Below are 16,513 nucleotides of genomic sequence, written 5' to 3' on the forward strand. Positions count from 1 at the left end.
CCTGACACCTAACTCACTGCAAAATTACATTTTTTTTGTCATAAAACAGCAAATATCATATTTTTTTTATACTTTTGCCCGTATGAAAAAGGTAAAATATTATTACGACCCCGATACGCTCTCGTATAAACGCATCCTCTCCCGAAAGCGTACAAAGGTGCGCAATGCTTTGATTTTTCTTACAGCTGCTGCACTCTTCGGGATTTTATTCTCTTTTATAATGATTAACTCACGCTTGTTTTTCACCCCCCGCGAGGTGGTATTAGCACGCGAGATTAAAACCTATGAAACCAACTACCAAATCCTGAACAAAAAGATGGAATTGGCGGAAGATGTGCTTGCCGACCTTGAAGAACGCGATAATAATATGTACCGCCTTTACTTCAACGCTCCTATTATCCCCGATAGTGTTCGCAAAAGCCTCAAAGACCCTAACCGCTATAAAAACCTCGAGAAATACGGAAACTCCAAACTTGTTGCCAATACAAACAAACGCTTAGATATATTGCGAAAACAGTTGGTCGTACAGTCAAAATCGTTAGATGAGATTGCTAAACTTTCTAAAGCAAAGGAAAAATTCCTGTCTTCCATTCCTGCCATTCAGCCTATTAATAATAAAGATTTAAAGCATATGGCATCGGGTTATGGTTGGCGTATCGACCCTTTTACCAAAGCGCGTAAGTTCCATTATGGTATGGACTTCACTGCGCCCCAAGGCACTCCTGTATATGCTGCGGGCGATGGTGTAGTAGCACGTGCCGATAGCAATGCCTCAGGTTATGGTAACCACATTCGCATCGACCACGGTTATGGCTATGTAACTCTCTACGGACACCTTTCGGCTTACAATGTGCGTGCAGGACAACACGTCAAGCGTGGCGACCTCATAGGAAGGGTAGGAAGTACCGGTCGCTCGGAAGCTCCACACCTGCACTACGAAGTGATAAAGAACGGCGAACACATCAACCCGATACACTTCTATTATGGCAACCTTACCCCGAGCGAATACACCGAGATGCTACACGTTTCTACCCAAGAAAATCAATCGCTTGACTAAGATGATTGGAAATAGTATTTTGTTAATTAAACCCATATGACTCACCATAATCTTCCCCAGAATTGGGACTTCTTTATGTGCCATATCGAAGGCGTCCCAGCTTCTATACGCACCAATTTAGCCTTGTTTGAGCTTGCTCCTCTCGAGGGCTTATCGCAACGTTTACAGTTTTATATAAAAATGAAAAATCCTACCTCTGATGGATTTCCTTCAAAGGAGGAGTATCCTATCCTCTGTGATATAGAAGATGCCATAAGCGAGAAAGCCGAAGCCACAGGAGCAGTATTGGCAGGTGTGGTAAAATCCGAAGGCTTTTTAGAGCTTTGGTTTTACTGTAATAATGCGGAAGTTTTAGCACAGACTTGCGAAGAAGCGTTACAAGCTTTTGAGGGTTATAAATCGGGATATAATACCGCTGAAGATGCCCAATGGGAAGATTATTTCGACTTTCTTTATCCTGATGAGTTTTCTTATCAAACGATGCAGAACAGAAAAGTGCTAATGCAACTTGAGAAGAAAGGAGATAAGATGGAAGTGCCTCGTGAAATCGACCATTTTATCTACTTCAAAAGTGAGGCACAACAACAAGGTTTTGCCGAGAAAGTAGCCGAAAAAGGCTATAAAGTGCGTTTGAGTGATGAGAAAACAGTAGAGGAACGAAAATCCGAAGGACATACTTTTCCTTACACCGTCGAAGCCACACGTGAGGATAGTCCGTTAGATATCAATAATATCGTATGGGAACTGATAGAGCTTGCTTCTTCTTTTGAAGGAGAATACGACGGCTGGGGCTGTGTGAATGTAACTGATAACTGATAATTTCTTAGAGAAATGGATATTGTATTACCCGATAAACTATATTACACCATAGGAGAAATAGCCAAGGCTTTCAATGTGAATGCTTCTCTTATTCGCTTTTGGGAAAAGGAATTTTCTATTATCAGCCCGAGAAAGACGAGTTCGGGAAGCAGGAAATTCTCTCCCGATGATGTTAAGAAACTCCAGCTCATCTATCATTTGGTGAAAGAACAAGGCTACACCCTTGAAGGGGCGCGTCAACGTCTTAAAGAAGACAAGCAGAAACCTCTTACAAACCTTGATGTGGTTACAAAGTTAGAGCGTGTAAAGCAAATGCTTATCGATATCAAAGAAAATCTTAAATAATGTCAGTTCGATATATACAATATTGATTTACAATTGTTTTTCCGTAAAGTCCTAAAATTGCATTTGCGTCGCTACACTTTGCCAAAGTTTTGCCTATGCTACTCGCACCTTTGGCAAAGTTAATTGCCTTGAAAATCAATTTCTTTTAGTAACATTATTGTAGGGGCGATTGGCAAATCGCCTTCTTTTGAAAAGGCTCATCTGTGAAACAATGATGTTTTACAAACGAATCATCTGTGCAATCCGTGTTTCACATACCCAGCTGTGGGCTCTCGCTGGCTTCGTGCGAGACATTTAAAACAGCAAAGCTATCCATTTGTTTGATTTTTTTAAGATTTGTAAGATTTCTGTAGCATAAGCTACACTTTTCTAAGATCGAATTCACATCGAATAACAAAAAAGCTGTACGATGTGACTATACTCGTACAGCTTTTTTAGGAAAAAACATCAATATTAATTTGTATCTATTTCCAAAGAATCACCAACGTTTCTTCAGAGGATAGGCGTGCGGTATTAGCTGTTGCACTTCCTCCCTTATCAGCAAAAACGACCGAAGGATTTACTCCTTTGGGGCAACACAATGCTACTGTGGTAGTTTGTGGACGTTTGTTGATGAGGATAGTAAGGTATTGATTGCCTTTTTGCATTGTATACATTTGCACTCCTTTTTGGTAAGTTTCAAACTGAAAAGGGACTGTAGCTTGCGCTTCGGCGAGTAGCAAACGCGAAAGCGCTTCCCCTTTGCCACTGCGCAAAGCACCCATACCCAATAGCGATGGAAACCAAAAGGTCTCTCCCCTTACAAAGCGATGTCGCGTTGCCAACACACTATTCCCCTCTTGGGTTACTATTTGCCCTTGAGTATTGTAGATACTCCCTTTCCAAAGGTGGGCGGGCAGGGGTGCGTTTTGGTAATTTACACTAAAATCGGTAGGGAGGCATTTTACTTCTTTCAGTGCTCCTCCCAATACATCTTGTAGCGGAAATCCTGTGTGATGTAGGGCTAACATATTTTCGTCGTAGAACGCACTGAGTCCTTCCATTATCAGTTTGCCACCATTGCGTACAAAGTTGCGCAGGGGTTCCCAATAACGCGATGGGAGGCTTATTTGTCCTGATAAAATAATGGTTTCGCCTTTGTAAGAGGGTTTGTTCCAGTTGAACTCATCAAAGCACTGAAACTGACTATTGATACCGTTTTCAAGTAGGGTTTCATACATTGCAAACGCCGATTTCATAGCTCCTCCCGTGTTTCTGCCCTCGTAATTATTGTTGGTATTATCATTTAGTTGTGCTTTCTTTTCTACCCAAAGAGTTTCGCGGGTATAGAGGATATGAATATTGGCTACTACGGGTTTAAATTTGCTGATATTGATTTTTCGGAGTGTTTTGGCAACTTCGGAGGCAGCAGTGAGTCGGTCGGTAGGTTGGTTTTGGAAATCTACGAGCGCCCATTCGCCTGCTTCATCGCCCACAGCACGCGGGTTTAAGCACCAAAACAAGATGTGTTCAGCACCATTGCCAATACTCGTCCACAGCCATTGGGTAATTTCTTCTTTGGTAGGGCAGAAGGCTTTATAACCGCTATAAGTGTTGTTGCCCCCTTGCAATTCGGTTACCCAAAAGGGCAATTCGCCTGCTCCCGAACGTATGATAGCGCAATTTGCCCCCAAAGCCGTAGCGTACTGATTTCTGTGAAACATAGTGTAATGCCAACTGGGGTGAGCTGAAGCGCCTAACGAACTGAGGAAGTTGCGCCAAGCGGGGAAGTTGTATTCGGCAATATTGCTGAATATTTGGTGAGAATTGACGTGCAAATAGGCATTAGGGTCGTACTTTTTCACCTCGTTGGCAATCCATTGCAGGTACCAAGTGTTGTAATGTAGCAAGAACTGTTGAGGGGCGAAATCTACTATTTGTGGGTAGCCTTTGCTGTTGTAGGTAGTAGGTTGTAGTGTTTTGAGCCATTCACTTTTTTGGGTATTAGCAAAAGCATCATTAGGTACCCAACCTCCTGTACCAGGTTCGTTCATCAGCACCCAACCATAGAGGGCAGGAGAGGTTTTGAAATGGGTTACTACTTGCTTGATATAGGTAGCAATTTCTTGTAGATGCGACTGCGAATAAGGGTGTTTAAAGCCACCTAACGAATTGTCGGGCGCAGCGGGAAAGAGCGTGCCTACAATCTTCACATTGTACCGCTCTGCTGCTTTAAAAGCCTTGTCGAACAGCGAGAAATCCCAAGTACCGTCGGGGCGCTTCATATAGTTCTCAAACATACGAATGCGGCAACAGTTCATTTGGTGCTCGCTGAGGACTTTAAACCAAGTATTTATCTCCTCATCACTTTGACCAGGCTCTATGAACACTTGTGCACCAATGGGAGATACATAGGGTTGCGCTTTCACAGTGGTAGTGATGGAGGCAACCCCAAGTAATAAAAGCCATATATAACTTCTTAAAAACATACAAATACTTTTTTGGTGGTACATTTTGTGGTGCAAAGGTAAGGCAATAAAGTCTTTATCCACTTATCTTTTCTTTTAGAAAACTTATCAAATTAGCTTATACGCTTCACTTTTCACTTTCCCCTTTCAAATACTCTCTCGGTGAGGCATTGTAGAACTTCTTAAACGAGCGACTGAAATTCGATAGCTCTTGGTAACCCACCTTATAGGCTACTTCCGAAATATTCAAATTGCCTTGCTTCATCAGTTGGGCAGCGGCGGTCATACGTATTTGTACAATCACGTTGTAAGGGGTGGTGTTCATAATGGCTTTTACCTTTTTGAAGAGTTGGTTAGTGCTCATATTTAGGGCATCGGCGAGGGCATCGATACCAAACTCGGGGTCGCTGAGGTGTTCCATTACAATGTTGTTCACTTTATCTACAAACTCTTTTTTCCAAGGTTGCCCGATGAGTTTTTCGCGGTACACATTCAGGTCAGATGAGGAGCTGTACTGTTCCCACAGCTTCTTGCGCGAAAGCAGTATATTTTCGATGCGCTTGCTGAGGATTTTAGCCGAAAAAGGTTTGGTGATATAGTCTTCTACACCCAAACTATACCCCTCTACTACTTGCGATTCCTTGTCTAAGGCAGTGAGCAGAATGATAGGAATATGGTTTGTTTTTTCGTTGGCGCGGAGTTCTTTTACCATTGAAATACCATCGCGTTTGGGCATCATAATATCCGATACGATAAGGTCGGGGATATGGGTAATTGCCAATTCTAAGCCCTCTTCGCCGTCGCGAGCCAATAGTACGTGGAAATGCTCGTTGAGAATGTGCTGTATATAATCGCGCATATCGTCGTTGTCTTCCACTACCAAAATAGTCTCTTCCTTGTCGGTTGTATTTTCTTGTGGAGCTATTTCTTTTACCGCTTGGGTAGTGTCTATCTGTTGCAAGGTGATAGAAGCCTCGTCGTGGAGTTGTGGCACATCTAAAATAGGCAACAATACCGTGAAGGTAGCCCCTTGTTTTTCTTCACTTTCCACCTCTATATGTCCTTGGTGTAGGTCGACGAGGTCTTTGGTAAAAGCGAGCCCTAAGCCAGCCCCCTCGTTGTGGATTTCTTTTTGGCGTTTGCCTTGCAAGAAAGCGGTAAAGAGCTGTTTTTGTTCTTCTTTGGAGATGCCAATGCCTGTATCGGCTATCTTGATTTGCAAAAACTTCTGCTGATTTTGCACCACAGTAGCAATGAGCACCGTGATTGCACCTTTTTCGGGGGTGTATTGGAAGGCATTTCCGATGAGATTGTAGAGAATTTTGTCTAATTTATCGGCATCAAAAGGCATCCATAAGCTGGGCATTGTACTCTTGATAGTGTATTGTATTTGTTTTTCTAAAGCCAGATAAGCAAAGGTTTCACTCACTCCTTTTACAAATTTCACCACATCGTCGTATTGCAAATTCAGCTCTAATTTGTTCTTTTCTAACTTTCTAAAATCGAGTAATTGGTTGATGAGGCGCATCAGTTTTTGGGCGTTGCGCAACATCATTGTATATTTCTCTTTGTGCTGTTTAGGAGAATTCTCATCATCTACCATTTGGTTTAGCGGACCTACAATCAGCGAAAGCGGTGTTTTGAACTCGTGAGAGATATTAGAGAAAAAGTTGGTTTTCATCTCGTTGATTTCGTACATACGCTGGGCTTCCAATTGCGAGATACGCAGGTTCTGCTTGTCTCTTTCCTTGATGGTGTAATACTTCACAATAAGCACGAGCAAGCCCACCCCCAGCAAGGTATAGAGGATATAAGCCCAAGTTGTTCGCCAAAGCGGAGGGGCTACTATTATCTTAATCGTAGTAGGTTTTTCGCTCCACACCCCGTCGTTGTTAGTGGCTTTTACTTTGAAAATGTAAGTACCTGGGTTAAGGTTTGTATAGGTAGCGATGCGCTCGGAAGCATCGTAAATCCAATCGCTGTCGAAACCTTCGAGCATATAGGCGTATTGGTTTTTGAAAGAAGCGCGGTAGTTCAATGCCGAAAAACGGAACGATATTACTGATTGCCAATGTTTGAGGTGAATGCTTTGGGTCTCGTCTATTACCTCGGTGAGCACCCCGCCTTCTTCTGGTCGTACCGATTTGTTGAATATTTGAAAATCGGAAATTACTACTTTGGGTTGGGTTTGGTTAAGGGTAAGCTGTTGAGGATAGAAAGTATTAAAACCGTCTTTTCCTCCAATGAGCAACTCGCCGTCTTTGGCTTGTGCAAAAGCTCCTAATTGAAAGCCCGAATTTTGCAATCCGTCGTACTCGTTGAACACTTGAAATTGTTGGCTTTTTGGGGTGTATTTCAGTACTGCCGAAGGGGTACTCATCCACAGATTGCCCTTATCGTCTTCTGCCAAACCGAAAATAGGGTCGCCATAGTCGGTGCCTTTACGGCGAATGAGTTCAAAGCGTTGGGTTTTCTTGTCGAACTTGTGTAGCCCTCCTTTGGTGCCTATCCACAAGGTGCCGTCCTTGCTCTCGTGGATAGCCGTAATAAAGTCGTTGCTCAGGGCGTGTGTGTTGTTTTTCAGGGCTGTATAAGTGTGTTTGAGTTTTAGGTCGCGGGTGTAACAACGCAAGCCTTTTTCGGTACCTACCCACAAAAGGAGGTCTTGGTCGCGGTGAATTACGTGGGTTTTATCTTCGGGGTAGATGATGTTTTTACTTTCAAATAGCGGGGTAAAAACACCCGTAGCGGGCTGGTAGTTAATTGCCCCCAACTCGGTAGCAAGCCAAAAGGAATTATCCCAATCTTTGGTAATTTGATAGACGTTGCGGTAGGTGTAGTTCGTACCGGTAGGCACTGGAATGGGTACTTGACTAAAACTGTTGGACGAAGGGTTGTACTTAATGAGGTAATTGGCGTAGTTGCCTATCCAAATATTGCCTTCGGCATCTTCACAAAAAGCCTGATAGAGCTGGGTATTAGGGTTGTAGGACTGGTTGCTAAAAGCAGTGAGCGTCTTTCTGTCGGGGTTGAGTTTATCAATATGGTTTAAGCCGCCTATCCAGAGGTTGCCTTTGCTGTCCTTAAAGATAGCGCGCACTTGCTTTTCCGAAAGAAAATTCTTGTACCTCACCCATTTGAATTGGGCAGGGGTAGGACTAAAATAGTAAATTCCTGAGGCGGTACTCACCCACATCAGTTGGCTTTTATCTCGGTAGATGTGATTCACACTTTCATTAGCGAGTTGCGGGTTTTGCAAGTCGGTAATGGTGTGAGTGTTTTTGTTGAGGAGTTTGATGCCCTCGTTGGTCTCTATCCAAATGTTGTGCTGACCGTCATCGGCTACCGAAAGCGCGTTCACATTATGCGTGCAATGGGTCGCGCCACACACGGCATAACGTTGGTAGTTTTTCGTTTTTTCATTTAAGCTATACAAACCACCGTGAGCCGATGATACCCAAACAGTGCCTTCTTGGTCTTTGTAGAGGTTGAAAATGTGCTTGCATACCTTCTCATCAGTGTCGTTTGTATGCCAATAAGGGTGTAGTTCAAACTGTTTTTCTTTGCGGTTAAAGCTATACACCCCGCCACCCCACGAACTGAGTATGAGCGTGCCATTGGTAGCCACCATACCCGTAAGGGCGTTATTCAGAGGTTTGGAAGTGCCTTTTTCTAGAACGTCGTAATGAGTGAAAACTCCTGTTTTGGGGTTGAGCATATCCAGTCCACCACGGTCTACGGCTATCCAAATCATACCCGCCTCGTCCTCTACTATGCCCGCTACATCGTTATAGCTAAGGCTATTACTCCCTTTTTGATGTTTGTAGGTGGTGAAGATACCCGTGCGCAGGTTCAGTTTACTGAGTCCTTCGCCTTTTAAGCCAATCCAAAGGTTGTGCTGACTGTCTTCAAACAAACACCTGATAGAGTTCCCTGCCAGGCTGTTCTTCTGGGTGCTATTGTGCTTATAAACAGTGATATCATAGCCGTCAAACTTGTGCAAACCGTCATCAGTGCCTATCCATATAAAGCCTTTTGAGTCCTGCAACATACTGGTAACCTCATTGCTTACCAATCCGTTGTGGGTGGTGATTTTGGATAGATACGCCCAGTCCTGCGCTGAGAGCAACGCAGGAAATAACGCCCATATTATGTAGAGTAGTTTTCTCATTTCCAAATTTGCTAATTCTCTCATTTTCTAATTTACTAATTCCCTTTTCCGTCACTACATTCCCCCTTTGAGCGGAAGTCCGCGAGAGCGGAGTATGTGAGAAGGAAGATTTTTTCACCTCATTACCTTCGTCATTCGTCCCCCCCGTCATTCCTTCCCTTTTCTTTCGCCTCGAAACCCTCTTTTTGGCATTTTTGGTACTGTTGTATTGTGCTATTAATCAACTTTTTACATACCCTTTCTATACCAATCGTCCAAGATTCGTATAAGCTTCCTATAAGCTCTCTATAAGCTAACCCCACCCTCCTTAAAGCCTTTTTCCACCAAAAACAGTCTTAACCCTCTTTTGATTTCCTCCGTTTCCTTCCGAATTTCTCAACTCTCCTATTTGCTATTCAAATCACTTTTGCGGTATAAACTTTGCCAAAGTTTCAAACTTTGGCAAAGTTAATGTTCCAAAAAGTTACTCCACGAGGATTTGAATAATTAACCGTCGCTTCCCTAGTGCCTATGGCCTAAGGCCTTAGACCTCCTTATTTCCTCCCTACCTGAATACTAAATTCGTAATGATAATACGGTTGGTTGAGCAAAAATTCTTTATGTACACGTGGCGACCAGCTGTCGTCTCCTCCTACACCCATTTGAGCCTCATCGATGTGCAAATAAGTGTGGTCTCCACGGCGCAGTTCTTGGGTTTCTTTGGATTGGTTCAGAGCGTCGTCCGAATAGTCTTGTACGTTGAAATTAAATAGCTTAGGAGCACTGATGTATAGTTCGGTAGTACCCGAAAGGAGTTTGAGCCAACGGGTATCGATATGGTTGCCGTTTTCAGAAGGCATCACATAAGGGAAGTGCATATCCTTTACTGCACCGCTGTGAATACCCACAAAAGCCGATTCTTTTCTATCGGCATAAGTTTCATAAGGACCTTTGCCGTACCATTCCACTTTGTTAAAACTCTTGTCGAGTGTTAGGAGCATTCCCACTCTTGCCAAAGGAGGCACAGAGGCAGGCACTTCCACATTTGTGCTGATATCTATACGTCCCTCGCCATTGATGAGGTAAGTTACTTGTTGGCTGATATTGCCCGCTTTGGTTTCAATTCGGTTGTGTGCTACTATCTTCACTTGGGTTTCCCCTATTTGCGTAGCTTTCATTTCAGTAGCTCTTACCGTAGCTTCTTTTAATCCCGCTTTACGCCAAGCTGAGGCATATGATTGTTCAAAACCACCTTCATCGTTATCGGTAGGTACACGCCAAAAAGAGGACACCATCGCTTCTGAAAGCAGGTTTTTCCCTTTATGTGTAAATTGACTTAAACCGCCCGTTTTTTTGCTGAATACGGCTGTAAAATTGTCGCCTTTTACGGTGAAGTTTGTCGCTTCGTCAGTAAAGGTTAGTTTTTTATCGGAAGGCTTGGTGAGTTCTCTCTCAACACGGTTAGGAAAGGCGAGTTGTTCTTTGGCTACTTCAAAATCTTTTGAAGCCCAAGCAGTTGCCTTTTTATTCTTAAAACGGAAGTTCATAAAGTATTCCTTGCCGTTTTGTACTAATTTTGTATCGAAAGGTATTTGTAGGGCTCTTTGGCTTTGTGGGGCAATGTTCAAGTCGTTGATTACCCCATTAGCGATAGGCTTGCCATTCTCGATAAGTTCCCATTGCAAATACACCTCGTCGCTATTTACAAAGTAGTTGCTATTGCTGATGAGCACCAGACCTGTGTTGATATCAATATCCTTTACATTGAAATACTGATATACCTTTTTCAGTTCGTGCATTTCGGGTTGAGGAACGCCTGTGGCATTTACCAATCCGTCGTTCACATTCGCCTTGTCGATATGATTGATGATGTTCCAATACTCTTTGCCGTTCTTATCTTTGCAACGCAACGCTTGATCTTTCCAGTCCCACGTAAAACCACCTTGGTAGCGCTCATTGGTAGCAAAAAGCTCCCAATACTTGCGGAAGTTGCCTAAGCTGTTACCCATAGAATGGGCATATTCGCAAATAATCACAGGGCGTTTAGGGTCTTCGGTAAAGAGATTGTTCAGGTGGTTGAGCTCGGTGTACATATTAGAGATGATATCGTAATGCGAGAGCACGCCTGCATAAGCAGGGTTTTTAGACTCGTAGTGCACGGGGCGCTTTTGAGGGTCGAGGGCTTTTATCGCCTCGTAAGCCGCATCGAAGTTCTTGCCCCAACCCGATTCATTCCCCATCGACCAATAGATGATACAAGGGTGGTTCTTGTCGCGAGCAACCATATTCACATTGCGCTCCACGATGTCCTTTTGCCATTCGGGGCGTTCGCCTATGTAGTAGCCACTCTCCCACAATCCGTGGCTCTCGATATTAGCTTCGTCTACCACATATAAACCATATTCGTCGCAGAGTGTATACCACTCAGGCTGATTGGGGTAGTGAGAGGTGCGCACCGCATTGATGTTGTGCGTTTTCATCAGGATAATATCGTCAATCATCGATTGGCGGGTAATGGTGCGACCGTTATAAGGGTCGAACTCGTGTCGGTTCACTCCTTTAAACTTCACAGGCTTGCCATTCACAAGAAGCAATCCGTTGTTTAGTTCAACTTTCCTAAATCCTACATTTTGAGTAAACGATTGTAACACTTTGCCTTTGGCGGTGAGCAAACTGAGTTCCACTTTGTAGAGGTTAGGGGTTTCGGCAGTCCATTTCAACGGATTTTTTACAGCTATTTGGGCACTAACGGTAGCTTCTTTTCCCGCAGCAATATCCGCAATAGAGGCTTTTTCAGTGCCTATCACATTGCCTTTACTGTCTTTAAGGGTGGTTTGTACCACAAGGGCATCACTTACTTTTTCGCCTAAATTCTGTACCTCTACTTGCACCTGCAAGGTAGCATCGCGGTATTGCGCATCGAGCTGAGGATAAACCGAAAAGTCACGCATACGCAACTCGGGGGTAGCAAAGAGGTATACATCGCGATAAATACCGCTGAGTCGCCAAAAGTCTTGGTCTTCTATATAACTGCCGTCCGACCAGTTCAAGACTTCTACATACAGCTCGTTTTTGCCTTTTTTTAGGTAAGGAGTGATGTTGAACTCGGCAGGTAGCATTGCATCTTCGTGATAGCCCACTTGCTTACCATTGATGAACAACTCCATTGCCGATTGCACTCCCGCAAAGTGAATGAACACCTGCTCGCCTTTCCATTTGTTAGGCACCGTGAATTGCGTTCTATACACTCCCGTAGGGTTGTAGTCCTTAGGGGTGTAAGGAGGGTTCATCTCAAACGGATATTTGATATTGGTAAAAACAGGAGGGTCATATCGGTTGCTTTGCAGTTGCCAATTTGAAGGCACTTTTATAGCGTCCCATTGGGTAATACCTTTGCCCAAAAAGAAATCGGCAGGCACTTGTGAAGAGTGCTTGAAGTAGGCAAACTGCCAATTGCCGTTGAGGAGTACTTTTCCAGCCGGCTCATAGTGGCTATGGCTTTTTTCGGTGTTGATACTGCTTACCGCTAAGTTTTCCCAATCGTGGGTTTGCGCTATGCTGAGGCTACTCGCCAAAGCAAGTACTGATAAGAATAAGGTACGTTGTATTCTCATAATCGTTTACTATTTTATGGTTTGTTATTCTTCTATTGTAAAATGTTGTTCGTTATTATTATCGGCAGAATGTAAGCCCACCCACAGCAAGCACTCGCTGGGCTCAGTGTCCTTTTTTCCATTGATACCGTAAAACGCAAGAGCTTCGGAAGGCAGTTCAAAACGGACTTGTTTGCTTTCACCTGCCTTGAGAGAGATTTTCTGAAACCCTTTCAATTCCTTTACGGGGCGACTAACACTTGCTACTAACTGTCGGGTATAGAGTTGTAACACTATTTCGCCCTCGGTTGTTCCTGTATTCTGCACAGAGGCATTTACTATAATGCTATCGTTATAACGTTTCATACTTTTTTTATTCAGATGCACATTACTAATAGCAAAGGTAGTATAGCTGAGTCCGTAACCAAAAGGATAAAGAGGCGTAATGGAACTATCCAAATAGCCTGCGTTATAATGAGGGCGGTGGTCTACTTCTTCATTATTTGTATATACAGGTCGCCCTGTGTTTTTGTAGTTGTAGTAAATAGGGATTTGTCCTACACTGCGCGGAAAAGACATCGTTAAGTGCCCCGAAGGATTTACATCGCCTGCTATCACATCAGCAATGCCATTGCCCCCTTGCGTACCAGGAAACCACGCTTGCAAAATAGCTTGTACATTCTCGTTTTCCCAAGAAAGGTCGAGCGGTCGTCCGCTAAAAGTAATGATAGCTATGGGCTTGTTTATGGCTTTTAGTGCTTCGAGCAATTGGCGTTGTGCTTGAGGCAAACGAATGTCGGTGCGCACCGCCGATTCTCCTGACCAGCTGCTCTGTTCACCTACGGCTACTAATACCCTATCGGCTTTGCGAGCCATAGCAACCGCTTCTTTGAGTTGTTCTGTTGAAATAGTTGTAAAACCACAGCCTTCGGCATAGAGAAGTTTTACATTTGTACCCTTGTATTTCTCGGTAAGCCCTGTGAGTAAACTCACGCTTTGTTTGCCGTCGCCTAAGCACGTCCAACTGCCGTTGATATCACTTGTGTTGTTCATCATAGGGCCTATTACAGCAATCGTTTTACCACTATCTTTTTTGATGGGTAATACTTCAGCTTCATTTTTCAAGAGTACTACTGAGGAAGCAACAGCTTGTCGCGCTACTTTCAGATATTCCTCAGTAAAAGTATTTTCTTTGGCACGGGTTTCATCTAAGTATCGGTAGGGGTCATCAAAAAGACCTAAAAGGAACTTCATTTCCAATATATGCCTTACTGCTTTATCAATTTGAGCTTCGGTTACTTTACCTTCTTTCACTAAGGCACTAAGGTATTTAATAAAGGTTGCCCCGTTCATATCCATTTCTATTCCTGCATTGGCTGAGAGGTTTGCCGCTTGTTTATCATCTTTGGCTACCCCGTGTCGCACCAACTCGTTAATGCCTGTGTAATCGCTCACTAACAAGCCGTTAAAGCCCCATTCTTTGCGAAGCACCTCAGTAAGCAACCACTTGTCGGCAGTGGCAGGTACACCGTTTATCTCGTTCAAAGAAGCCATTATACTGCCCACCCCTGCGTTTAAGGTCGCCTCATAAGGAGGTAAATATACATTGCGCAAGGTGTGCATAGAGAGTTCAGCTGTATTATAGTCCTTGCCTGATTCGGCAGCTCCATAGCCGGCAAAGTGTTTACCACAAGCTAAAAGCGTGTGAGGGCTACTCAACGTTTGCCAATTGTCTCCCCCTTGAAATCCTTTTACGCGCGCTTCGGCAATGAGGCTTCCTAAATAAGGGTCTTCGCCTGCGCCTTCCATTGCGCGTCCCCAACGAGCATCGCGGGTAATATCTACCATAGGGGCAAACGTCCAGTTGATACCATCGGCACTAGCTTCACGGGCAGCGAGTTCAGCTGTTTTGCGCATCAATGCCAAATCCCACGAGCAAGACTCAGCTAACGGAATGGGAAAGATAGTTTTATAGCCGTGTATCACATCTTGACCAAAGAGGATAGGAATACCCAAACGTGTTTGTTCTACCGCTATTTTTTGCAATTTTCGTATACCTGCAACCGAAGTAGCGTTAAAAATACTTCCTACCAAGCCTTTTTCGAGGTAAGGTTGGTACTTATCAGCCATTACAGGACCTGTAACCGACCAATCGGCTGAGAATTGTGTCATTTGTCCGATTTTTTCTTCAAGAGTCATCAAATGTAGAACCGAATCTACACGCTGTTCTATGTGTTTATCGCCACTGAAACTCTTTTGGGTGAATTTTTCATTATCAGATTTTAGAATAGCGGGTGCTGCGCAACCTATCATAAGTAACGAAATAAGCGTTTTAAAGATGTGTTTGCTATATCTCATAGATACATTAATGTTTTTATAAAAAACACCTTCCTGCCTGTACCCTTCCCTTAAAATGAGAATTACATATTGCTTTGTTCTTATAATTTTGCCCTTTGCTCATCTATCAGGGCAATAAGAAAACTAAGGAAAGAAGACAGGAAGATGCTATGGGTTTTCTAATACCACTACTATCGAACGCTTGAAGGCTGGAATCAATGCCTTTCCGTCATACATAGGCATATGTCGTTCCCATTTATCCGTCCAAGGGTCGTAAACACTGTAATGAGTATATTTTATATTTATAAGGTTGAGTGGTATTTCGAAATCTCGTTTCATTTGGGCAGGACGCCCCTCACGTAGCTCTGTTTTCCAATTGTTAGTTAGGTCTCTGCACCACAATATCGTTTTTGTTTTGCCTTTTAGTCCGTAACAGGCTACAGCATTTCTTTTGAAAAAGAAGGGTTGCATCGCTTCTTTCACAGGGTCAATTCCTTCAATAGCATTTTTGAAACGCCCAAAGTGATACCACAGTTGGTTGGGCTCGATATAATGATCCCAATGCCAAGTATTGCCCGAACCTGCACTACCTCCAAAGAAAGGTGCAAAGATAAAATCGTGTAACAAAATGCCCTCTGTGTCTTTGGGATAAAGCGACGAAGGTCCTGCGTGGTTGGGGTTTACAGCTCCTATCTCATTGATGATAACAGGCTTGGGGTCGTTTTTGGTAAATGCCAATCCCATAGCTACGGCATCGGTTGCTAAAGCACTCACAGCTCCTTTCACTATCGGGTATTGATGCCACTTGTCGCCCTCGTCCAGATAACGGTGAATGCTCAAAAACTCGTTGTCAGGTATTACTGCTAACTTCTTGTAGTAGTCGTCCATATAAGAGGCGTGCATACTGCCTAAGGTTTGGGTAACCAATTGCTCAGGGCATAACTTTTTCACCTTACCGAGCATCTCTTCGGTAAAAGGTAGCCACTCTGCTTCGGGTACTGCTGAATCCATTTCGTTCCACAACTCCCAGCCATATACATACGGGTGGTTTTGGCATTTTTTAGCAATCGCTCTGAGGCGTTTTAAGTAGGACTTTTTGCCTTTTTTAGTACTTACATACTCGCTTACATTCTTGAACTTGGTAGCTAGTGAATAGCTGTTACACCAAGAAGCCTCAGGTGAGATGTTATTAGAGATAGTACGCAAGTGATGCAGGGTGAATTTAAGGTAAATATGGTACTTTTCGGCAAGTTGTAGCAACTGTTCTATACGCGCTAACTTCTCGGGATTGTATTTTCCTTCCCTTTGGTCTTCTATTTCTAAGAACTCAGTGCTTATCCAGATGCGCATTGCATTTCCACCGTTCTCGGCAAAATGTTTAAAGTACTTTTCTACCTCTTCAAAATTATGCGATGGTAGATAATTAGTGCTAATAGGAATCCACGTTGCACCGTTTTTTTCAAAATAGCGCGGGTGAGTTTTGCTTACCGTTATATTTGCTTGTGCCAAACATAGCGGACTACTTAGGCAAAGCATTAAAAACAAAGCGTTTCTTAGTGTTTTATGTAGGGTTATGTTCATTTTAAATTAAGTAATAGGAAATGGGTAACAAGTTTTGAAAACGTTTTTGTTTTTATATATGAAACTATTTTTAAGATTATTCATTATTTTTATAAGTGATGCTTTTATTTGTCTTACGAATTTCAATCGTACAGAAAGCAGGCAGGTTCTTCTGATGAGCCTCTCAGAGTCCCTCCGACAAACC

General features: G+C 43.3%; 8 protein-coding genes. 3 read left to right on the forward strand and 5 right to left on the reverse strand.

Going from position 1 to position 16,513, the window contains the following annotated elements; genetic code table 11:
- Positions 1–82 precede the first annotated feature (82 nt).
- From AM608_RS08655 to AM608_RS08665, 3 genes are read left to right on the forward strand one after another with little or no spacing between them, the layout of a single operon-like run.
- Positions 83–1,057, forward strand: coding sequence for a M23 family metallopeptidase (locus AM608_RS08655; RefSeq protein ID WP_002675822.1), 975 nt, complete (start codon positions 83–85; stop codon positions 1,055–1,057).
- Positions 1,058–1,093: 36 nt separating this feature from the next.
- The gene (locus tag AM608_RS08660) at positions 1,094–1,873 is read left to right on the forward strand and encodes a DUF695 domain-containing protein (RefSeq protein WP_053581455.1); all 780 of its coding nucleotides are present in this window, start codon (positions 1,094–1,096) and stop codon (positions 1,871–1,873) included.
- A 15-nt stretch (positions 1,874–1,888) separates the two neighbouring features.
- Complete coding sequence (locus AM608_RS08665; protein ID WP_053581456.1) at positions 1,889–2,221, forward strand: MerR family transcriptional regulator; 333 nt, start codon at positions 1,889–1,891, stop codon at positions 2,219–2,221.
- A gap of 464 nt (positions 2,222–2,685) precedes the next feature.
- Here AM608_RS08665 and AM608_RS08670 read toward each other — a convergent pair whose 3' ends face one another.
- From AM608_RS08670 to AM608_RS08690, 5 genes are all read right to left on the reverse strand, one after another.
- Positions 2,686–4,752 carry a beta-galactosidase gene (locus AM608_RS08670; RefSeq protein ID WP_053581457.1) on the reverse strand — a complete coding sequence of 689 codons (2,067 nt, stop codon included), beginning with the start codon at positions 4,750–4,752 and terminating at the stop codon, positions 2,686–2,688.
- Between the two features lie 43 nt (positions 4,753–4,795).
- A complete protein-coding gene (locus tag AM608_RS08675) occupies positions 4,796–8,839 on the reverse strand; it encodes a two-component regulator propeller domain-containing protein (protein WP_053581458.1) in 4,044 nt (1,347 codons plus the stop codon).
- A gap of 533 nt (positions 8,840–9,372) precedes the next feature.
- Entirely contained in the window at positions 9,373–12,432 is a 3,060-nt protein-coding gene (locus AM608_RS08680; protein WP_053581459.1) for a glycoside hydrolase family 2 TIM barrel-domain containing protein, read from the reverse strand.
- A 24-nt stretch (positions 12,433–12,456) separates the two neighbouring features.
- Positions 12,457–14,769, reverse strand: coding sequence for a glycoside hydrolase family 3 N-terminal domain-containing protein (locus AM608_RS08685; protein WP_053581460.1), 2,313 nt, complete (start codon positions 14,767–14,769; stop codon positions 12,457–12,459).
- 147 nt (positions 14,770–14,916) lie between these two features.
- Positions 14,917–16,329, reverse strand: a complete 1,413-nt coding sequence (locus tag AM608_RS08690; protein ID WP_053581461.1) for a cellulase family glycosylhydrolase — start codon at positions 16,327–16,329, stop codon at positions 14,917–14,919.
- Positions 16,330–16,513 lie beyond the last annotated feature (184 nt).

This window comes from Capnocytophaga sp. oral taxon 323 (assembly GCF_001278825.1).
In the GTDB taxonomy this organism is placed as follows: domain Bacteria; phylum Bacteroidota; class Bacteroidia; order Flavobacteriales; family Flavobacteriaceae; genus Capnocytophaga; species Capnocytophaga ochracea.